The sequence below is a fragment of the Micromonospora sp. NPDC023644 genome (assembly GCF_040640115.1).
Lineage (GTDB): Bacteria > Actinomycetota > Actinomycetes > Mycobacteriales > Micromonosporaceae > Micromonospora.
In genome coordinates, this window is the sequence record NZ_JBFABA010000002.1 from 83505 (window position 1) to 102599 (window position 19095).

General features: G+C 73.9%; 18 protein-coding genes and 2 pseudogenes. 3 read left to right on the forward strand and 17 right to left on the reverse strand.

Features of this window, described 5'->3' with window-relative positions; translation table 11 throughout:
- Positions 1-59: 59 nt before the first annotated feature.
- From AB0G08_RS01920 to AB0G08_RS01930, 3 genes and pseudogenes are all read right to left on the reverse strand, one after another.
- A pseudogene (locus AB0G08_RS01920) lies at positions 60-263 on the reverse strand (FAD-dependent oxidoreductase); the annotation flags it as partial.
- A 73-nt stretch (positions 264-336) separates the two neighbouring features.
- Entirely contained in the window at positions 337-834 is a 498-nt protein-coding gene (locus AB0G08_RS01925; RefSeq protein WP_358081720.1) for an N-acetyltransferase family protein, read from the reverse strand.
- Positions 834-1160 carry a metalloregulator ArsR/SmtB family transcription factor gene (locus AB0G08_RS01930; protein ID WP_358081723.1) on the reverse strand — a complete coding sequence of 109 codons (327 nt, stop codon included), beginning with the start codon at positions 1158-1160 and terminating at the stop codon, positions 834-836. Before AB0G08_RS01930 ends, AB0G08_RS01925 begins: the two co-directional genes overlap by 1 nt.
- Before the next feature lie 13 nt (positions 1161-1173).
- Between AB0G08_RS01930 and AB0G08_RS01935 the strand changes: the two are divergent.
- Positions 1174-1494 (forward strand): annotated as a pseudogene (locus AB0G08_RS01935) (metalloregulator ArsR/SmtB family transcription factor); the annotation flags it as partial.
- Positions 1495-1559: 65 nt separating this feature from the next.
- Here the strand turns inward: AB0G08_RS01935 and rpsN are convergent.
- The 3 genes from rpsN to rpmB are packed head-to-tail and all read right to left on the reverse strand — an operon-like array spanning position 1560 to position 2268.
- Positions 1560-1865: a 30S ribosomal protein S14 gene (gene rpsN / locus AB0G08_RS01940; RefSeq protein WP_358081725.1), complete on the reverse strand. Its 306-nt coding sequence runs from the start codon at positions 1863-1865 to the stop codon at positions 1560-1562.
- A complete protein-coding gene (rpmG, locus tag AB0G08_RS01945; RefSeq protein ID WP_013287204.1) occupies positions 1865-2032 on the reverse strand; it encodes a 50S ribosomal protein L33 in 168 nt (55 codons plus the stop codon). The genes rpsN and rpmG overlap by 1 nt, the downstream gene beginning before the upstream one ends.
- Positions 2032-2268 (reverse strand): 50S ribosomal protein L28, encoded by a 237-nt coding sequence (rpmB, locus tag AB0G08_RS01950; RefSeq protein WP_358081728.1) that lies wholly within the window; start codon positions 2266-2268, stop codon positions 2032-2034. The genes rpmG and rpmB overlap by 1 nt, the downstream gene beginning before the upstream one ends.
- A 211-nt stretch (positions 2269-2479) precedes the next feature.
- Here rpmB and AB0G08_RS01955 point away from each other — a divergent pair, with 211 nt between their 5' ends.
- Positions 2480-3781, forward strand: coding sequence for a GTP-binding protein (locus AB0G08_RS01955; protein ID WP_358081731.1), 1302 nt, complete (start codon positions 2480-2482; stop codon positions 3779-3781).
- 22 nt (positions 3782-3803) lie between these two features.
- Here AB0G08_RS01955 and AB0G08_RS01960 read toward each other — a convergent pair whose 3' ends face one another.
- Positions 3804-4472 carry a response regulator transcription factor gene (locus tag AB0G08_RS01960; protein WP_358081733.1) on the reverse strand — a complete coding sequence of 223 codons (669 nt, stop codon included), beginning with the start codon at positions 4470-4472 and terminating at the stop codon, positions 3804-3806.
- On the reverse strand, positions 4469-5596 hold the full coding sequence (locus AB0G08_RS01965; protein ID WP_358081736.1) for a histidine kinase: 1128 nt from the start codon (positions 5594-5596) through the stop codon (positions 4469-4471). The genes AB0G08_RS01960 and AB0G08_RS01965 overlap by 4 nt, the downstream gene beginning before the upstream one ends.
- A 227-nt stretch (positions 5597-5823) precedes the next feature.
- Here AB0G08_RS01965 and AB0G08_RS01970 point away from each other — a divergent pair, with 227 nt between their 5' ends.
- The gene (locus AB0G08_RS01970) at positions 5824-6267 is read left to right on the forward strand and encodes a DUF6223 family protein (protein ID WP_358081739.1); all 444 of its coding nucleotides are present in this window, start codon (positions 5824-5826) and stop codon (positions 6265-6267) included.
- 127 nt (positions 6268-6394) lie between these two features.
- Here AB0G08_RS01970 and AB0G08_RS01975 read toward each other — a convergent pair whose 3' ends face one another.
- The 9 genes from AB0G08_RS01975 to AB0G08_RS02015 form a co-directional block, all read right to left on the reverse strand.
- Positions 6395-9322 carry an AAA family ATPase gene (locus tag AB0G08_RS01975; protein WP_358081742.1) on the reverse strand — a complete coding sequence of 976 codons (2928 nt, stop codon included), beginning with the start codon at positions 9320-9322 and terminating at the stop codon, positions 6395-6397.
- Between the two features lie 97 nt (positions 9323-9419).
- Complete coding sequence (locus tag AB0G08_RS01980) at positions 9420-9623, reverse strand: hypothetical protein (RefSeq protein WP_358081745.1); 204 nt, start codon at positions 9621-9623, stop codon at positions 9420-9422.
- A gap of 12 nt (positions 9624-9635) precedes the next feature.
- The gene (locus AB0G08_RS01985) at positions 9636-12794 is read right to left on the reverse strand and encodes a type 2 lanthipeptide synthetase LanM family protein (RefSeq protein ID WP_358081748.1); all 3159 of its coding nucleotides are present in this window, start codon (positions 12792-12794) and stop codon (positions 9636-9638) included.
- Between the two features lie 187 nt (positions 12795-12981).
- On the reverse strand, positions 12982-13908 hold the full coding sequence (locus tag AB0G08_RS01990; protein ID WP_358081751.1) for an ornithine carbamoyltransferase: 927 nt from the start codon (positions 13906-13908) through the stop codon (positions 12982-12984).
- A 38-nt stretch (positions 13909-13946) separates the two neighbouring features.
- On the reverse strand, positions 13947-15242 hold the full coding sequence (locus AB0G08_RS01995; protein ID WP_358081754.1) for an aspartate aminotransferase family protein: 1296 nt from the start codon (positions 15240-15242) through the stop codon (positions 13947-13949).
- A gap of 116 nt (positions 15243-15358) precedes the next feature.
- The gene (locus tag AB0G08_RS02000) at positions 15359-16144 is read right to left on the reverse strand and encodes a fumarylacetoacetate hydrolase family protein (protein WP_358081757.1); all 786 of its coding nucleotides are present in this window, start codon (positions 16142-16144) and stop codon (positions 15359-15361) included.
- Complete coding sequence (locus AB0G08_RS02005) at positions 16144-17130, reverse strand: class I SAM-dependent methyltransferase (protein ID WP_358081760.1); 987 nt, start codon at positions 17128-17130, stop codon at positions 16144-16146. The genes AB0G08_RS02000 and AB0G08_RS02005 overlap by 1 nt, the downstream gene beginning before the upstream one ends.
- A gap of 41 nt (positions 17131-17171) precedes the next feature.
- Complete coding sequence (dmpG, locus tag AB0G08_RS02010; RefSeq protein WP_358081764.1) at positions 17172-18203, reverse strand: 4-hydroxy-2-oxovalerate aldolase; 1032 nt, start codon at positions 18201-18203, stop codon at positions 17172-17174.
- Positions 18200-19090, reverse strand: a complete 891-nt coding sequence (locus AB0G08_RS02015; RefSeq protein ID WP_358081767.1) for an acetaldehyde dehydrogenase (acetylating) — start codon at positions 19088-19090, stop codon at positions 18200-18202. Before AB0G08_RS02015 ends, dmpG begins: the two co-directional genes overlap by 4 nt.
- Positions 19091-19095 lie beyond the last annotated feature (5 nt).

A 19095-nucleotide genomic window follows, 5' to 3' on the forward strand; every position in this document is an offset into this window, starting at 1 on the left:
CGGCTCGACCCTCGGCCATCCGGTCACGGAGGGCAAGCACACGGTCACGAACCCGACCGGAGCCGGCGGGCGGCGGGGTCGACGTCGTAGCGCCACGGGGAGAACACCCGCACGTGCCCCCACTGCCGCACCGCCGCGCCCGGGGTGTCGCCGGCCTCCAGGACGGTGAAGGCGATGCCGCGCTCGTGCAGGTGCGCGGCGGCGGCCAGGCCCACCGGTCCGGCGCCGATCACCACGACGGGCAGGTCGTTCAGGGTACTCATCAGACAACTCCACCTGGTTGGAAAACTGTCGAATCAAAGGCTGGACGGGGCCGGCTTCCGGGGACGGGAGCGGTCAGGCGACGACCGGACTGCGCCGTTCGAGGAGGACGACGTCGCGCCACCGGCCGCGGTGGCGGCCCACCCGTTCGCGAACGCCGATGACGCGGAAGCCGGCCCGCCGGTGCAGGCTGAGGCTGGCGGTGTTCTCCGGGAAGACACCGGACTGGATGGTCCAGATGCCGGCCGCCTCGGTCGAGGCGACGAGCGCGTCCAGCAGGAGCCGGGCCACGCCACGACCCCGCGTGCCGGGGTCGACGTAGACGGAGTGCTCCACCACCCCGGCGTAGACGGCACGGGTCGAGGTCGGCGAGACGGCGACCCAGCCGACCACGCTGTCGCCGCCGTCGACGGCAACGAAGCGGTGGTCGGGCAGCCTGGCCGCGTCGAAGGCGGCCCAGGTGGGCGCGCTCGTCTCGAAGCTGGCCTCGCCCCCGTCGAGACCGGCCTGGTAGATCGCCAGCACCCGCTCGGCGTCGCGCGGGCGCATCGGGCGGACGGTGACGGCGGCCATCAGCAGGCTCCGTCCGGACAGGGGGCGGGGCGGCCCATGACGACGTCGGCGGCGGAGGGGAAGCAGCCGACGCAGGCCTCGTTGATGCGGTAGTGGCGGGCGGTGCCGACCGGCTCGACCAGCACGAATCGCACCTCGGTCAGGATCTTCAGGTGCTGGGAGACGGTGGACTGCGCCAGGCCGACCGCGGCGACGATCTCCCCCACACTCATCGGCCGGGCGCGCCGGGCGAGGTATTCGACGATCTGCACCCGGGTCGGGTCGGCCAGGGCGCGGAACCAGGACGCGTAGGTCTGCGCCGTCGTCCGGTCGAGCAACTCGTCCACCGCGACTCCTTATATCGCCTATCGCCGATTGACGATCGAACGGTACCAGGCGAGGACGCGACGGGTGCCGGCCGGGACGGCCGCGGCGCTCGCCCCCGCGTTCAAGGCGCTCGGGGATCCGGTGCGGTTGCAGCTGATGTCGATGATCGCGTCGGCGGACGGCGGCGAGGCCTGCGTCTGCGACCTCACCCCCGCCTTCGACCTCACGGGGCCGACGATCTCGCACCACCTGAGGACGCTGCGCGAGGCGGGACTGGTGGACGCCGAGCGGCGCGGGACCTGGGTCTACTACCGGGCCCGCCCGGCCGTCCTGCGCCAGCTCGCCGCGCTGCTCACCGTCGAGCCCGCCGCCGCGTCGTACCCTCCCACCGGAGATTCAGCTCGGGTCGGGCGGCCTCGTCACCAGGACGCCTTGCGGACGCCCGGCAGTTCCCCGCGCAGCGCCAGCTCGCGGAACCGCACCCGGGACAGGCCGAACCGGGAGAGCACGCCCCGGGGCCGGCCGTCGACGACGTCGCGGCTGCGCAGTCGTACGGGGCTGGAGTCCCGGGGCAGCCGGGCCAGCCGGCGCACCGCCTCCTCCCGTACGGCCGGGTCGGTGTCCGGATGGGCGATGGTCCGCTTCAGCTCGACGCGGCGCTCGGCGTGCCGGGCGACGAGGTCCTCCCGGCGGGCCTGCCGGCCGCCCAAACTCCTGCGGGCCATCAGCGCGCCTCGCGGAACTCGACGTGCCGGCGCACGACCGGGTCGTACTTGCGCAGGACCAGGCGGTCCGGGTCGTTGCGGCGGTTCTTGCGGGTCACGTACGTGTAGCCGGTGCCGGCGGTGCTGCGCAGCCGGACGATCGGCCGCACGTCGGTCTGGCGGGCCATCAGAGCGTCACCCCCCGGGCGCGCAGCTCGGCCACGACCCTCTCGATGCCCTTGCGGTCCACGGTCTTCAGCGCCCTGGCCGTCAGGGTGAGGCTCACCCATCGCCGCTGCGACGGCAGCCAGTAGCGGTGGTTCTGCAGGTTGGGATTCCACCGGCGACGGGTGCGTCGGTGGGAGTGGGACACGGCGTTGCCGAAGCTCGGCTCCGCCCCGGTGACGTCACAGCGTCGCGACACGGTTGCTCCTTCAGTTGCGGCTCATCTTAATGAAACTCGTTTTCATTTTTACATCGGTCGTTCGGGCGGCCGTCACGCGGGGGTGCGGGCGCCCTCCACCGGCACCGACGAGCCGGGGCGACACCCGACGGCCCCACGGGGCGCCGATCACCGACGGGTCGACCGCGTGCTTATAATGACAATCATTTTCATCTGAGTCGAGAGGACCGCGATGTCGACGTCTCCACTGGCACCGGCCGACGCCCTCGCCCGCACGGCGGACGCCCGCCCCTCACTGACCGTGCTCAGTGGCTTCTGGCCGTCCGCCACGTACGCCGTCGCCCGTGCCCTGCTCGCCGCGGACCCGGCGCTGCTGCTGGTCCGGCACGATCTCGCCGGCCTCGGCGCCGGCAGTGTGCACCGCATGGTGCGCGACGGTTCGGGCGTGCTCGAGGACGAGCGGATCACGCTCGCGCACGGCTGCGTCTCCTGCACCCTGCGGGAGGACGTCCTGCCCACCCTCGCCCGGCTGGCCCGCGCGCATCCGCGCCGTGACCTGGTGCTGATGCTGCCCGAGGTGGCCGAGCCCGAGGCGGTGGCCGCCGTCTGCGCGCACTGCCTCGTCGACGGCGTGCCGCTGACCGACCTGGTCCGGGTCGACTCCTACGTGACCGTGGTCGACGCCGAGCACCTGCTCGACGGCCTGGTCAGCACCGACGACCTCAAGGCCCTCGGGATCCAGGCCGCCGACAACGACCACCGGGCGCTCGCCGACGTCGTCGTCCGGCACATCGAGTACGCCGACACCCTCGTCCTGTGGGGGCAGTCCCGCGAGGGGACGTACGACACCAGCCGGCTGTCGGTGTTGCTGGCGCGGATCGCGCCATGGGCGGCGCAGGTCCGCGTCGACGGCGACCTCGTCGACGCCGGCGCGCTGACCCGCCAGCTGCGCGGCACCCACCGGCACCGCCCCGAGACCCCGGGTGTCCTGGCCCGGGGCCTGGAGGGCCGCGTCCTCGGCGTGCACGAGCCGCACCCCGACTGCGGGGTGGTCTCAGTGGTCTTCCGCGCCCGCCGGCCGTTCCACCCCCGGCGGCTGCACGACGCCCTCGAGGAGGTCAACGCGGAGGTCGTCCGCTCCCGGGGGCACCTGTGGCTGGCCAGCCAGCCCGAGACGGTCGTCGCCTGGGACTTCGCCGGCGGCGGCCTCGGGCTCGGCTCGCTCGGCCGGTGGCTGGCCGCCCTGCCCGACCCGTACTGGGACGAGGCCTCCGACGACCGCCGGCTCGCCGCCGCGCTGGACTGGGACCCGTACTACGGCGACCGGCACCAGCACCTGGTCTTCGTCGGCCTGGACCTCGACCCGGCGGCGCTGCACCGCACCCTCGCCGGCTGTTTGCTCACCGACGCCGAGCTCGCCGACGGTGAGGACGCCTGGCGCCGCCTCGACGACCCGTTCGCCGGCTGCTTCCCGCTCGCCGACCTTGGCCCGACCGACACCGACCCGACCGGCATCGAAGGAGAATCCGCATGAAGCCCGGCATCGCCCGGGCCCGTCACCTGTCCCGCGTCCGGGGGGCGACCAGGCCGGACTCGTAGGCGAGGACCACGAGTTGGGCCCGGTCACGGGCGTGCAGCTTGACCATGGCCCGGTTGACGTGGGTCTTCGCGGTCAGTGGGCTGATCACCATGCGGTCGGCGATCTCGTCGTTGGACAGGCCCCGCGCGACCAGGGCAACGGCCTCGCGTTCGCGGTTGGTCAGCCCGGGCAGGCCCGCCTCGGCATCCAGGTGCTGCGGCTCGGTGACGTACCGGTCGATCAGCCTGCGGGTGATCGACGGCGCGAGCAGCGCGTCGCCGCGCGCGGCGACGCGTACGGCGTGGAGGAAGTCCTCCGGCTCGATGTCCTTGACGAGGAAACCGGCCGCGCCGGCGCGCAGCGCGTGGAAGACGTGTTCGTCGAGGCCGTAGTTGGTCAGGATGACGACGTGCACCCGGGCCAGGGCCGGGTCGGCCGCGATGCGCCGGGTCGTCTCGATGCCGTCCATGACCGGCATCTGGATGTCGACGAGCGCGATGTCGGGCAGGTGCTCCCTGGCGAGCGCCAGGCCCTCCTTCCCGTCGGCGGCCTCGGCCACCACCTCGATGTCGTCCTCGACGTCGAGGAGCGCGCGGAATCCGCTGCGGAGCAGCGGCTGGTCGTCGACCAGCAGGACGCGGATCACGACCGGCCCACGGGGAGTTCGGCGTGGACGGTGAAGCCGCCCTCGTCGCGCGGTTCCGCGCGCAGGCGACCGCCGAGGGCGGTGACGCGCTCGCGCATCCCGAGCAGCCCGACGCCGGGCACCGGGGCGGTGCCCGGCCTGGCCCGGCCGTCGTCGTCGACCCGGATCGCGAGGGCGTCCGGTCCGTAGTCGATCCGGACCGACGCCGTGGCGGCGGCGGCGTGCCGGGTGATGTTGGTGAGCGACTCCTGGACGATCCGGTAGGCGGTCCGGTCTACCGCGGCCGGCACGTCGTGGCGTCGTCCCTCGATCGTCAACGTCGCGTCCAGGCCGGTCCTACGGGCCCGTTCCACCAGTGCCGGCAGGTGGGCGAGCCCATGCGGCGGCGTCCTGCCGTCGTCGCGCAGCGCCTCCAGGGTGGCGCGCAGTTCCCGGGTCGCCTCACGACCGGCCTCCTGGATCACCAGCAGGGCCTCCGGCACCTGTTCACCCCGCTTGCGGGCCAGGTGGACGGCCACTTCGGCCTGCACCTTGATGACCGAGATCTGGTGGGTGAGCGTGTCGTGCAGCTCCCGCGCGATGTGCAGCCGCTCCTCGTCGGCGCGGCGCAGCGCGGTCTCCTCCCGGATGCGTTCGGCCTCGTCGGCGCGCCGCTCGGCCTGCCGCAGCGCCTCTCCCGCCGCACCGGCGGCGACCAGCCAGGCCAGTTCGAGGGCGCCCCGGGCCCGTGCGAGCGCCTCGCCCACGGATTCGTCCGGTGGCAGGGCGAGGGCCGCGAGCGGGAGGGCGGCCAGCATCAGCACCGCCGCCACGACCGTGCCGACGCGGTGGCCGGCCCGCACGGCGGCGTACACCGCGAACAGGAATGCGACGGCGGGCACGTCGAAGCCGACCGCCTGGTGGCCCACCGCGCACAGCCCGGTGACGGCCAGGACGGCAACCGGCGCCCGCCGGGCGGCGGCCAACGCCAGCCCACCGGCCACCAGCAGCGCGTAGCCGAGCAGGTCGACGCCCGCGGCGGAGCCGTCGCCGGACAGCCCGGCGACCAGCAGGGTCGCCGCCACGCCGATGGCGACCGCCCAATCTCTGACACCGGCCGGAACGCCGGACCGTCCTGGGTGCATGGGCGCACCCTAGCCAGATCCGGCCGCGGGCGACTCCCCCTCGCAGACGAGCGGCCGCCTACCGCACGCGCAGTACCGTCCGGTCGCCTGCGGCGTCCGCAGCAGCCGGCCGCGCCACCGGCGGCAGCGCGGATTGCCTCCGTCGGCGGGACGACCGGCGGTGCGCGCGGCGACATGATCGGGCGACATCCACGCCTCGGGAACGAGACGTACGAGAGGAGACGGACATGAGCTCGTCAAAAACCCTGAAGTCGCTCCAACTGGTGCTCGCCGCCACCGCAGCCGCCCTGCTCGGGGGGTTCGGGCTCGCCGCACCGGCGGCCGCGCACGTCACGGGCCAGCCGGCCGCCGCCGGCGCCCTCACCATGAGCGCCGGGCGGTTCGGGGCGACCGTGGCCGCCGTGCTGGGGCTGGCCGGCGTCATCGTCGGCGGGCTGGCCCTGGCCCGCCCCACCAGTCGCCTCGGCACCGGCAACGGGCGGCTGGGCGCCACCGTGGCCCTGGCGGCGGCGCTGGTCGGCACGGCCCTCGGCGGGGTGGTGGTGGCCACCTCCGACAGCGGCATCGGCACCGGCAACGGGCGAGGCGGGGCCTACCTGGCCCTGGTGCTGGGGCTGACCGCCCTGGTCCTCGGTGGACTGGCCCTGGCCCGCTCCCGCCGTACCGGCTGACCGTGCGGCCGACGAACACCTGGCCCAGGCGAGACAGGCAGGGCCAGATCCCGGCCCGGGCGGCTTCGGCCGCCCGGGGCCGTCAGGGCGCCGTTCGAGGCGTGCGGGACCGCGCGACGTCGCCGGCCTACGGGTGCGGCGGGTGCCGCAGCAGATCGTCCACGCTGTCGCGCAGCGCCTTCCGGTTCGCGTGCCCGGTCTTGAGCAGCAGGCTGGCGACGTGCTTTTCGACCGTACGCGGCGAGAGGTGCAGCAGCGCGGCGAGGTCCTGGTTGTCGTGGCCCTTCGCGAGCAGCACGAGCACCTCGTGCTCGCGCACGGTCACCCCGAGGGCGCGCAGCCGGGCCGGGATGCGGTCGTGGCCGGAGCGCCGTTGCCCGAGCGATGCGCCGGCCTGACGAAGCAGGCCCCGGCACGCCCCGGCGATCACCGGCGCGTCGACGTTGTGGAAGTAGTCCTCCGCTGCCCGCAGCCAGGCGACGGGCTCGCCCCACCCGTCGGCGAGCGCGGCCTCGGCGACCAGCCGCAACCCCAGGTGACGGGCCATGCGGTAGGGCGCCGCGGCGTCCAGGGCCAGCGCGACCTCCGCGGCGGCCCGCTCGCGCTGCCCCGCGCGCCCGTGCACCACCGCCTTTCCCAGGTGCAGGAACTGCCGGTTCCAGCGCAGGCTCGCTCCCGGGGCCAGCGCCACGGCCTCCATGCCCGTGCGGTCCACGGACCCGGCCAGCGCGTCGAGGAGCGGTCGCAGCCCGAAGCGACCCGTCATGTAGTAGGTGTTCGGGTGGTCGTCCTCCCACGCGCGGGCCAGGTCGAGGGCCCGGATCGCCGCCGGCCGGTCCTCCTCCAGCAGCGCGCAGACGGCTTCGCAGAGGCCGTAGGCCAGCGGTACGTGCCCGGACTCTCCCCCACCGGCCGCCCGGAACTCCTCGAGTCGGCGCTCCATCAGTCGCCGTTGTCCGCGGTGGGCGGCGGAGGCGGCGGCCGTTACCAGGGCGAACTGCTGGTCGTCGATGTTGCGTAGCCGGGCGGTCGCCGCGGCGCACCGGGCGGCGAGCTCGTCACCTCTCGGGTAGTCGCCCTGCATCACGGCACGGATCGCGTGCACGCCCTCGATGCTGTGCCCGAGCATGATGGCGCCGGACAGCTGCGCGGCCTGCTCCGCCTGGCACAGCAGCGTCTGCTCACCGGTCCGCATGCTCTGGTTGACCCCGAGGCGGAACAGCGCGTTGATGCGCCACAGGGGCAGGCGGTGTTCCTCCGCTATCGTCAACATCCTGGTCAGGTAGGACTCCGCCTCGTCGAAGCTGCGAGCCCGGGCGATCATGGCCAGGAGTTGCAGTGCCTGACACGCCGTCTCCGCCATCGCCACCTGTTCGGCCACCGCCAGGGCCTTGAGCACGAGCTGCTCGGCCTCCGCGGTCCGACCGCAGCCGTCGCCGTCGCCGAAGATCAGGTGTGCCTCGACCACGTCCACCCGGGCCGCCGGCCCCGGCGGCGGGGTGCTGCCGAGGATCGCCCGGGCGATGCGCACCTGGGACGCGCCGTCGGACCACCGCCCGGTCGTGACCGCGACCCAGGCGAGCCGGGTCCGGAGGCTGACGTGCTGCTCGACGCCGAGGGTCACGGCGTTCACCCAGGTCGCGTCGTTGACCAGGGCGAACGCCCGGTCCGCGTGGCCGGCTTCGGCCAGGGCGTTGAGCAGCGACTCGAGGATGCCGGCGCGTGCGTCGGGGTCGGGTGGGTCGGACATCAGCTGGTACGCGCGGTCGAGCAGGGTGACGGCCGACGTGGTCGCGCCGTCGCCGAGTGCCCGCCGGCCCGCCTCCGCGAACAACAGACCCGCGGCGTGGTTGTCGCCGGCGGTCTGCCGGAGCTCGGCCGCGAGCTGGCACCAGTGTCCGGGCAGCCCGGCGTACGCCGACTCCAGCGCGTCGGCGGCGCGTTTCGCCAGCGCGGACCGTTCGGCCGGGGTGAGCGCGGTCAGGATCGCGTCGGCGGTCAACGCGTGGCGGAAGGAGTACCAGTCGGGTGTCGACCGGTCGGGCATGATGACTTCGACGTCCACCCCGGAACGCAGGTGGCTCAGCATGGCCCGCTCCTCGAGGCCGGTCGCCGCCCGGACCGCGGCCACGGGAAACCGACGGCCCAGCACCGCGGCGGTGTGCAGCAGTGTCCGCGCCTGCGGGTCGAGGCTGTCCAGCCGGCGGGTCACGCTGAGCGTGACGGTGTTCGGCAACGCGATGGCCGGGTCGTCGGTGAACCGCCAGCCGTCGCTGTCGCGGACCAGTGCGCGCGCGCCGATCATGCTGTTGAGCAGTTCCTCCGCGACGAACGGGTTGCCTTCGCTGTCGCGCACCAGCCGGTCGGTCAGTTCGGCGGGCAGGGCGTCGGCGCCGAGGCAGGCGGAGGCGAGTTCGTGCACCTCCTCGTCGGAGAGGCGGCGCAGCTCGACGACGGTCGCCGTCCGGCGCACCGCCGCGGCCCAGGCCAGATCGGTCGCCGGGCCGCTGGCCGGCCGCATGGTCGCCACCATGAGGATGGGCAGGTCGGCGAGGTTGTCGACCAGGTACTCCACGACGGCGTGGGTCTCGGCGTCGGCGTCGTGGATGTCTTCGAGGATGAGCACGCAGCCCCGGCTGCCCGCCACGGCGGTGACGAGCCGCAGGACGGCCTCGGCCAGTTCGACGATCGAGGCCACCCGTTCCGGCACGGCGGGGTCCCGCCATTCTGGGACGAGCCGGGCGAGGGCCGGTCGGTAGGGCGCCAGCTCCCTGTTGTCCGGCAGCCGGCCCGTACGCGACAGCGAGAAGATCGCCTCCGTCAGCGGGCGGAACGGCACGATGGGGCCGGTGGAGCTGCTACGTCCCCGTAGCAGCTCCATGCCGGCCTCCGCCGCCGCGTGCGCGCAGTGTTCCGCGAGCCGTGTCTTGCCGATCCCCGCCTCGCCGATCAGGAAGACCGTCCCGCCGGACGAGGCCCGCGTGGCCGTCAGTCGGGCGTCGACGTCGCGGAGTTCGGAGTCACGTCCGATCACCACCGGCGAGGAGAAGCGCATGCCGCAGGCTAACGTGAGCTGCACCCGCATTGCCGCGTCCGACGCGGAACGCCCGCTGTCGATGAGGCGACACGAAAAGGGGTGCCGCCGGCCGTGCCTACGCCCCCGAGTGCCCCCCGGTGCCGGTGTCGATGATGCCCGCGAAGGCGGGCGCGGCCACCATCAGGCCGGTGAGGATGCCCGACCGCCTGCCGAGGTGCCGCAGGAAGCTGAGCTTGATCTCGCCCGCCGGGTGCGTGTCGGCTGGCTCGTGCTCCGCCACCGGCCCAGCCGGATGAGGAGCGGTCACGTCGTCCCGCATGTCTTCCCCCTTCTATCTGTCGACACCGCGTCCGGATGTCGTCGGCTCGGCATGCAGCAGCAGTGCCGAGGGCACATGGTCGGCGAAGCCGATACGGAGCAGTCCGTGGCCGATCCCGGCCAGGCCGTCCAGCAGGCCGGGTACGCTCACGCCGCCGGCAGCACCGCACCTCGGGCCGGCCTGGTCCAGCGCCGCGACCAGTTGTCCGGCCTGGTCGGAGCGGACGCTGACCGCGGCCCGGCGACCGCGGGCGGCGGCGACCGACAGCATCTCCTGCCGGCCCAGTTCCCCGTGGCAGAGGCTGTGGTCGCCGACCAGCCCGGTCTTCGACACGGCGGTCGCCGCGCGGTCCACGAAGGCGGCCAGCGCGGGGTCTGCCAGCAACGGGCCCTGGTCGGCGATGGCGGCCGCGATTCCCGGGACGCCGTGGCACCACGAGTGGGTCGACGGCTGCGGGAATGGACCGGTGGCGGCGCGGGCCACCATCGCGCGGCCGGCCTCGGCGTGCCGCTCGTCGCCTTCCACCCGCGCGAATCGCAGCAGGGCCCAGCCGATCCCGGCCGTGCCGGTGGCGAAGCCGGGCTGCGCGGGCAGCGAGGGGGCGGCCGCCAGCAGCCGCTTGGCGCAGTCGCGGGCCGTCTCGGCGGCGAGCGGCAGACCGGTCAGTTCGTTGACGGCGAGCATCGCGGCGAGGCAGCCGGCAAGCCCGTCGAGCACGCCCAGGTTGGTCTCCGTCGCGGCGGCGATCGCCGCGAGGCGTACCGCCGTCTCGACCGAGTCGCCGAGCGCGTCGTCCTGGAGCAGGCCGGCGAGCCGGGCCACCGCGTAGGCGATCCCCCCGAGGCCGGTGAACCCGCCGCTGCCGACCGTGCCGGCCAGGTGCGGCCGGGTCTCCAGCGCGGTGAGCAACAGGGGAAGCTGGCGCACCGCCCGGCCGGCGGCCTCGGCGTAGCGGTCGACGTCCGTGAGCCGGGCCAGTTCGGCCAGGAAGAGGGCGGTGCCCGGGTATCCGGTCCCCAGCCCCGCGCCCAGCGGCATGATCGTGCTGTGCCCGCCGTCCACCGGCTCGAGCCCGAGCCAGTTGGCGAACACGCCGTCGTCGTAGGCGTCTGCGATGATCTTGTCGGCGATGCCGCAGGCGACCGTGAGCAGCCTGCCCGGGTCCGGTGCCGTCGCCTCCCACCGCACGGACACCGGCTCGGCGCACTCGTGGCGTGCCCCGCCGAGCCGGCCGGCGAGCGCGGCCTGGACGATCCACTCCTGGTCGCGCTGGTCGACCACGCCCATGCCGGCGATCTTGCGCAGGGCGGTCGCCAGTACCGGCTCGTCGAGCAGGTCGACGAATCCGACGCCGTCGCCACCGGCCAGGTCGCGGTCCTCGGAACGGCAGGTGAACAGGGGGACGTCGCCGTCCCAGAGCTGTTCGATCTCGCGGGACACCAGCCGGTTCCGCATCGGGTCGTCCACCGAGGCCGCCCAGAGCAGGTCGAAGATCTGGTCCCGGTCGAGCGCGTCGCGCAGCACGTCGGGATGGGTGGACTCGCTCAGCAGCACGGTGTAGGTCCGCGTCGACCGGACGATGACCCGCAGCTCGTCGGCGGCGAAGCGCCGCAGCAGGCCGTCCGGGCCGGTCAGGTCGCCCGTTCGCCGGGCGATGGCGCGGTACGCGGCACGGAAGCCGGCGAGCAGCTCGGCCGTGTACTCGGCGGCATCGGCCGGGACGCCGTCCAGCATCGGGCGGTTCTCGGCGGCCCGCACGGGCGCGAACCGGCGTACCAGGTGCATCGTGTCGGTGCCGGCCCCGGCCCACTCGACGGCCTCCCGGAGCTGTTGCGCGCCGGGGTCGCCACCGAGGCCGGAGACGTCCAGCAGGCCGCGTTCGCCGATGAGCGGCTGCGGCAGCAGGGCGGTGCGGTACACCGACGTCCGCAGCGCCCGGGCGGCGGGATCGGGCGCGGCGGTCGGCACCGGCAGGTCGGGGTGCAGCAGCGTCTCGACGTCGACGAGGACGGGCTGGTCGGCGCAGGCGATCAGGTTCTCGTGGTGGATGTCCGTCATGCCCAGCAGGTACAGCAGGGCGAGCAGCACCCCCTGCCGGCGGTAGAACGCGCCCACCTGGCCGACGTCGGAGCAGGGGGCACGGTCGACGACCTCGATCCACCCGTAGCCACCGCCGGCGAGCACGGTCAACGTGCGCAGCTCCAGCTCCGGCAGCAACCCGTTCAGCCAGTCCAGCACCTCGTTGAAGTGCACGTGGACGGCAACCGAGCGCGGCCGGTAGACCACCCGGGCGCCGGAGGCGAAGCGCAGCATCGCCACCGCCCGCCCGTGCCCGTGCGAGTCCCCCGCCACGTCGAATCCGGTCAGCGGCCCCGGATCGCGCCCGTCGAGCAGCCGGCGGAGGATCTCCCCCCGGTCCGCGACGAACCGGTCGAGCAGCTCGGCCGTCGCCTCGACGGCGTGCCGACAGGCGGTCGCCAGCAACCGCGCCAGCACGGGGTAGTCCGTCATCAGCCGGGTCAGCCGCTCGCGCTGGGCGAGGTCGGCCACGAAGGCGGCGAACCGGTGCTCGGGCGTGGGGCCCACCAACCGGCCGGCGGCGCGGGCGACGTTGAGTTCCAGGACGAAGGTGCGCGACGCCGTCGCGACCAGCCTGCGACGAAGCGCGTCGGCGAACCCGGCGTACACCGCGGCGAGGTCGACCACCGTGGACGTCCCGGGAGCGCGTACCCGCTGCCGCAGGTCGGCGCAGGCGGCCGTGACGAACGGCGCCAGCACGCCGGCGAAGGCGTCGGACCACGGGGTGTGGGCGGGCAGCTGGAGGGTCTCGTCGGGGGCGAGGCCGAGCGCCCGCTCGGTGAACCCGGCCCAGGCGGGCGCGTCCGACCCGTCCGCCAGCGCCGCCGGCGGCCGGTCGAGGAGAGCCAGGAACTGCCGCTCGGTGATCTTCAGCGCCGCCAGGCGGTTCGCGAACTGACCCGTCGTCCCCAGCTCGTACGCCGAGCGCCAGTCCTGCAGCCGCTGCACGGCCTGCGCGGACACGGGGTCGGCGGCGACGGGCCCGCCGTCGCCGGCTGCCCGTACCCGTTCGGCGAGCGTGAGGCCGGGCGCCCACCACGCGCCGCCCGCACCACTCACCGCCGCCGCATCCCGCGTCCCCGACCTGTCCATGCCGATATCGTGCCGGCGCCCCCGAAGGGGTCACATGGGTAGCCGGTACCCATATTTCGGCGGCGCACCGACCCCGGCCCGGGATGCCCGCCACGCGTCGAGGCGGGCCGGGCCGCCGACGCTCCCGCGCCCGCCGGCCGCTGCCGTGGCACCGGTCGGACAGGTGCCGCAGCGACCGGCGGCCGGCTCACCCGGCGCACCACTCCAGCGCGGCCTGAGCGCTGGACATCTTGTGCCTGGCCTGGTCGAAGGCGATGCTGCGGGGCCCGTCCAGCACCCCGGCGGTGACCTCCTCACCCCGGTGCGCCGGCAGGTCGTGCATGAACACCGCCTGCGGGCTCGCCGCCAGGACCGCCCCGTCGACCTGGAACGGCGCGAAGACGCGGCGCCAGTCCGGGTCCGGCTTGGTGGTGCCGGTGGTCTGCCAGCGGGTGGTGTAGACGACGTCGACCTCCGGCAGGTCCGTCATGTGGTGCGCCTCGGCGACTGCCGAGCCGGTCCGCTTGGCGGCCACCTCGGCGGCGGCGAGGACGTCCCGGTCCAGCCCGTACCCGGGCGGCGTGCGCAGGTACAACCGGGTTCCGGTGAACCGGCCGAGGGCGAGCGCGAGCGCGGCGGCGGTGTTGTTGCCTTCCCCCACGTAGAGCACCCGCAGCCCGTCGACCCGGCCGAACCGCTCGGTCATGGCGCTCAGGTCGGCCAGCGCCTGCGTGGGGTGCTCCTCGGCGCTCATCGCGTTGATCACCCCCATCCGGTCCTGCGCGGCGAAGGCCCGCAGCTCGGCGACCGGGTCGGCGGTCCGGGCGACGAAGAGGTCGACCATCTCGGACAGCACCCGGGTGGTGTCCTCGACCGTCTCGCCGGTGTTCAGTTGCAGATCCCCCGGGCCGTAGCTGATCAGATGCGAGCCGAGCCGCAGAGCCCCGCTGGAGAAGGCGGTGCGGGTCCGCGTCGAGGTACGGCGGAAGTAGACCGCGGTGACCAGGCCGCGCAACTGGTCGGCGGGGCGGACCCGACCGGCGGCGTGGTCGGCGCTGCGGGCCACCAGGTGCCGCAGGTCGGCATCGCTCAGGTCCTGGATCGACAGCAGGTGACGGCGGGGACGACGGTCCATCGGGCTCCTTCGGGAACGGTCGCGGTGGTGGGAGTCGGTCAGCCGGCCTGGATGGCCCGGCGCAGCACGGCGAGGCCCCGCTCCAGCCGGGCGAGGTCGATGGTGAGCGGCGGCATCACCTTGATCACTTCGTCGTCGCGTCCGCAGAGCTCGACGATCAGCCCGGTCTCGAAGCAGCGCCGCTGGATCCGGTCGGCCCGCTCGGCGCCGCCGGCCGCCCGCAGGTCGATGCCGAGGACCATGCCCAGGCCCCGGACGACGAGGGCCGGCTCGCTGTCGCGCAGTTCGGCGCCGAAGCGCTCCAGCCGCCGGGCGCCGACCACGGCGGTGGTCCGGAACCCCTCCTGGCCCCAGAGTTCGCAGGCGGCGGCACCGGCGACGAAGGCGAGCTGGTTGCCCCGGAAGGTGCCCGTGTGCTCCCCCGGCGACCAGACGTCGAGGGCCGGTCGGAACAGCACCATCGACAGCGGCAGGCCGTAACCGCCGATCGCCTTGGAGACGGTGATGACGTCCGGCACCACGTCGGCGTGCTCGAAGCAGAAGAACGTGCCGGTCCGTCCGCAGCCGGACTGGATCTCGTCGAAGATGAGCAGGATGCCGTACCGGGTGGTCAGCTCGCGCAGCCGGCGCAGCCAGTCGGCCGAGGCCGGGTACACCCCGCCCTCCATCTGCAACGGTTCGACGATCACCGCGGCGGGGAGGTCGAGCCCCGACGACGGGTCGGACAACATCCGCTCCAGGTAGCCGATCGAGTCGAACGGTCCCGCCGGACCGTCCTCGTACGGCACGAACGTCACGTCCGCCGTGCCCACCTGCCCGGCGGCGCGGGCCCGGCGGCCACCGCTGACCGCGAGCGACCCGCGGGACATGCCGTGGTAGGCCCCGGTGAAGGAGACGATGCCGCGCCGTCCCGTGGCCCGGCGGGCCACCTTCAGCGCCGCCTCCACCGCGTCGGTGCCGGTCGGCCCGCAGAACTGCACCTTGTGGTCCAGCCCCCGCGGGGCCAGCACGTGCTCCCGGAGCCGGCTCAGGAAGGTCCGCTTCGCCACGGTGTACATGTCCAGGCCGTGCATCACGCCGTCCCTGGCGAGGTACTCCGTGATCCGGCGCTTGAGGTGGGGGTGGTTGTGGCCGTAGTTCAAGGTGCCGGCGCCGCAGAAGAAGTCGGTGAACATCCGACCGTCCTCGGCGTAGAGCTCGGCGCCCCGGGCCTGGTCGAACACCACCGGAAACTTGCGGCAGTAGTAACGCACCTCCGACTCCATCGCCTCGAAGAGGGAGAAGTCGTAGGCCGCCTTGTGCGGCGGTACCGTCTCGTCCACCAGCATGGTCATCGGTCCGGGGTCTCCTCGGTCGTAGTCGTCTCGTCGTCGAACAGGTCGTCGGGTGCGTGCTGCCCGACCAGCGGGCGGTCGGTCGGCCCGGCCGGGGCCGAGGGGCCCCGGCCGGCTCAGCCGCGGGTGGTCAGCGACACCGAGCCGAGCGCGCCGAAGGAGGCCCGCACGGTGTCCCCCGGCACGAGGTCCACGGCCGCCGCCCAGGAACCGGAGAGCACGAGCTGACCGGCCTCGATCCCGGTGCCGAACCCGGACAGGATGCGGACCAGGCACGCCACGGACTCCGCCGGATGGCCCATCACGGCCGAGCCCCGCCCCTCCTGCGCGACGTGGCGGCTACGCAGCTGCATGCGCGCGTCAGCCAGGTCCGTCGTGTCGGGCGGCACGCCGGCGCCGACCACGGCCAACGCCGACGAGGCGTTGTCGGCGACGGTGTCGACGAGACCGATCCGCCAGTCCTGGATCCGGCTGTCGAGCACTTCCAGCGCCGGCAGGACCTCCGCGGTGGCGGCCAGCACGTCGCGCGCGGTCACGGCCGGGCCGGCGAGGTCCGCCGCGAACCGGAACGCGACCTCGCCCTCGACCTTCGGGGCGATGAACCGGCTCAGGTCGAGGTCGGCCCCGTCTGGCAGCACCATCCGGTCGGTCAGGTAGCCGAAGTCGGGATGGTCGATGCCGAACATCGACTGGATCGCCTCGCTCGTCGCACCGATCTTGAGCCCGGCCAGGACCGCACCGGCCGCCAGCTCCATCTCGCGCAGCTCGCTCTGGATGGCGTAGGCGTCCGCCAGGTCGAGCTCCGGGTGCCGGACCGAGACCGGCGGCACGGCACGAAGGGTCCGCGCCGCCGTCCGCAGTTCCCGCGCGAGCTCGCGGTGCAGGGGCAGCGTGTCGGCCACTACCTGACCGCCACGAAGAGCCGGCCGCCGGGCACGCCGAGCGGCACGCACTCGGTCCGGGAGAAGCCCGCCGCCTGGAACGTGTCCAGCCACCGCCGCTCGGTCGGGAGGGTCACGCTCATGAAGGTGGCGTGCAGGTAGGTGAAGAGCGCGCTGAACCTCCGCTCCGCGGGGTCGGGCGCGTAGGAGACCGCGTCGGCGACCGCCATGAACCCGCCCGGGGCGAGCGCGTCGCGACAGGCGCCCAGGACGGCCTTCGCCACCGCCTCGTCCGCCACGATGTCGTGCATGACGAAGCACGCCAGCACGGCGTTCGCGCCCTCGACCGGTCCGGGGTCGTCCGCGAGGGACTCGACCGTACGCTCGACGACCTCGAGCCGGTCGGCCACCCCCGCGGCGGCGGCCGCCTCCCGCGCCGCGGCACACGCGGCGCCGCTGCTGTCGAGCGCCACGGCGGTACGCGCCGGGTCCTGCCCCAGGAGCCTGATGAGCAGCCCGCCCGCGCCGGCGCCGAGGTCCGCCACGCGCAGGGCGCCGGCCGAGACGACCCGGTCGACGATCGGCGGATAGAACGCCCGCTCGCCGATCCACCGGGAGCTGACCGCCACCCGGCGCCCGTTGCGCCGGTGGACCCGGGCGGCCGCGTCGCGGTCGGCCAGGAACTCCCGGGCGTTGGCGAGGAACGGGCCGTTCGCGCTCATGGCCCAGGACACGTAGCCGGCCGCGTACCGCCGGTCCGGGTAGTCCTCGGCCGCCCGGAACCGGTCCGGGACCTCCGTGCCGACCACCAGTCCGGCGGCGACCAGCGCGGCGAGGTAGTCGTCCACGCCGGCCTGCGGGAGGTCGGCGGTCGCGGCCAGCTCCGCGGCGCTGAACGTGCCGCCCGAGTCCAGCAGTCGATCCACTCCGATCTCCGCGCCGATCTGCAGCAGCGCGGCGACCGCGGCCAGGTCGGCCGCGCCGTCGAGCGGGGAATGGCGTTGCATTGCTCCTCCTACGTCACTTGATGCGAACCCTGACGACCCACTCACACCTGGCTGGGTGTCTCCTTCTCGGCGGCCAGCGCCATGGCGACCTCGATGATGGTGTCCTCCTGGCCGGCCACCACCCGCCGGTTGCCCAGCTCCAGCAGGATCCTGCGGGGGTCGACGCCGAAGCGGGCGCTCGCGCGCCGCACCGGCGCGGCGAACCCGGAGAACACGCCGGCGATCCCGCTGGCGATGGTGACGCTGTCGTTGGTGGGTACGTGCTTGACGAAACGCTCCTGTGCCACGTCGGCCGCGTCCAGCGCGCCGAAGAGCTGGATGCCGGTCTCGAGCTGCTCGACGTGCAGGTTGGCCGCGACGAGCTCGATCGGCGCGTTGCCCGCGCCCGCGCCGAAGCCGCGCGCGGTGACGTCGACGATGGTGGCCCCCGACTCGATCGCCGCCATGCTGTTGACGACCGACATGCCGAGGTTGTTGTGCGCGTGGAAACCGACCTCGATGTCGAGGTTCTCGACGAGCTCGCCGACCTTCTCGCGGACCTTCTCCGGCGTGTACGCGCCGGCGGAGTCCATCAGGATGACCGCCTCGGCGCCGTAGCTCTGCATGAGCCGGGCCTGTTCCACCAGCTTCGCCGCGGATGCCATGTGGCTCATCAGCAGCATTCCCTTGACCGCCACGCCCATCGCCCGCAGCATCGTGACCTGCTGCCGGGTGACGTCCGCCTCGGTGCAGTGCGCGCCGACGCGGACCTCGTCCACGCCGCAGTCCAGCGCCGGCTTGAGGTCGCGCTCGACACTGGCGAACCCGGGGATGGACAGCACGCCGAGCCGGGCGGTACGCAGCTCGGCCTTGGCGGCGCGCAGCATCTCGGCGTCGCTGAGCGCGGCCATGCCGACCTGGATGGACGAGGCGCCGAGCCCGTTGCCGTGGCCGACCTCGACGACGTCCACGCCGGCCGCCTCGGCCGCCCGCGCGTACGCGCTGATGTCCGCGCGGCCGAGTTGGTGGGCGACCGCGTGGTTGCCGTCGCGCAGGGTCGTGTCGCAGATGCTGAGTTTCGATGCGCCGCTCATGACCGCCGCCGTTCTGCCCGGGCCTCCGCGACCGCGAGCGCGGCGCAGGTGATGATGTCGAGGTTGCCGGCGTAGCGCGGGAACCAGTCGCCTCGGCCCTCGACCTCGACGATGATCGTGACCCGGTCCCCGACGGCCACCGGCGGGACGACGACGCGGTAGCCGGGGACGTACGACCTGATCTGCTTCTCCATCATCGCGACGGAGGCGCGCAGGGCGTCCAGGTCGATCCGCTCGGCGGTCGTCACCGCGATGGAGTTGCGCATCACGATGCCGGGCTCGGCGGGGTTGATGACCAGCACGGTCTTGGTGCGCCGCACGCCGCAGAAGTCGATGGTCGCCTGCTCGGTGGTGTGCACGTACTCGTCCAGGTTGGCCCGTGACGCGGGGCCGACGCTGGCCGAGGCGCTGGCCGAGACGATCTCCAGGTAGTCGATCCCCTCCGCGGCCTCCGCCATGCAGTGGGCCATCGGGACCGCCGCCTGTCCCCCGCAGGTGACCATGCTGAGGTACTGCTCGTCGAGGCAGTCGTCCAGGTTGAGGGCCGGCACGCAGAACTTCCCGAGGTGCGCCGGCGTGAGGTCGACGAACGGCAGCCCGGTGGGCGCGACGACCGACCAGTGGCGGGTGGCGTCCTCGGCCGAGGTCGCGTCGAAGACCAGGTCGATGTGCTCGGCGCGGGCGGCGACCGCGTCGATCCCGTCCACGCTGGTGGGCACCCCGTGGCTCTCGGCCAACTGGATCCCGGGTGACCCGGCGCGGCGCCCGGCGAACAGGACGCACTTCAGCAGGGGGGACGCCTCGACCTTCAACAGCAGGTCGGTTCCGATGTTGCCCGTGCCCACGATGGCTACCGATAGCGGTGGTGGGCTCGTGTGGGTACTCATCCAGT

Excerpts from the sequence above, each read along its gene's own strand:
- AB0G08_RS01925 (WP_358081720.1), bottom strand. The coding sequence starts at position 834 with ATGGCCGCCGTCACCGTCCGCCCGATGCGCCCGCGCGACGCCGAGCGG.
- rpsN (WP_358081725.1), bottom strand. The coding sequence starts at position 1,865 with ATGGCCCGCAGGAGTTTGGGCGGCCGGCAGGCCCGCCGGGAGGACCTC.
- rpmG (WP_013287204.1), bottom strand. The coding sequence starts at position 2,032 with ATGGCCCGCCAGACCGACGTGCGGCCGATCGTCCGGCTGCGCAGCACC.
- AB0G08_RS01955 (WP_358081731.1), top strand. The coding sequence starts at position 2,480 with ATGTCGACGTCTCCACTGGCACCGGCCGACGCCCTCGCCCGCACGGCG.
- AB0G08_RS01965 (WP_358081736.1), bottom strand. The coding sequence starts at position 5,596 with ATGCACCCAGGACGGTCCGGCGTTCCGGCCGGTGTCAGAGATTGGGCG.
- AB0G08_RS01970 (WP_358081739.1), top strand. The coding sequence starts at position 5,824 with ATGAGCTCGTCAAAAACCCTGAAGTCGCTCCAACTGGTGCTCGCCGCC.
- AB0G08_RS01975 (WP_358081742.1), bottom strand. The coding sequence starts at position 9,322 with ATGCGCTTCTCCTCGCCGGTGGTGATCGGACGTGACTCCGAACTCCGC.
- AB0G08_RS01980 (WP_358081745.1), bottom strand. The coding sequence starts at position 9,623 with ATGCGGGACGACGTGACCGCTCCTCATCCGGCTGGGCCGGTGGCGGAG.
- AB0G08_RS01985 (WP_358081748.1), bottom strand. The coding sequence starts at position 12,794 with ATGGACAGGTCGGGGACGCGGGATGCGGCGGCGGTGAGTGGTGCGGGC.
- AB0G08_RS01990 (WP_358081751.1), bottom strand. The coding sequence starts at position 13,908 with ATGGACCGTCGTCCCCGCCGTCACCTGCTGTCGATCCAGGACCTGAGC.
- AB0G08_RS01995 (WP_358081754.1), bottom strand. The coding sequence starts at position 15,242 with ATGACCATGCTGGTGGACGAGACGGTACCGCCGCACAAGGCGGCCTAC.
- AB0G08_RS02005 (WP_358081760.1), bottom strand. The coding sequence starts at position 17,130 with ATGCAACGCCATTCCCCGCTCGACGGCGCGGCCGACCTGGCCGCGGTC.
- dmpG (WP_358081764.1), bottom strand. The coding sequence starts at position 18,203 with ATGAGCGGCGCATCGAAACTCAGCATCTGCGACACGACCCTGCGCGAC.
- AB0G08_RS02015 (WP_358081767.1), bottom strand. The coding sequence starts at position 19,090 with ATGAGTACCCACACGAGCCCACCACCGCTATCGGTAGCCATCGTGGGC.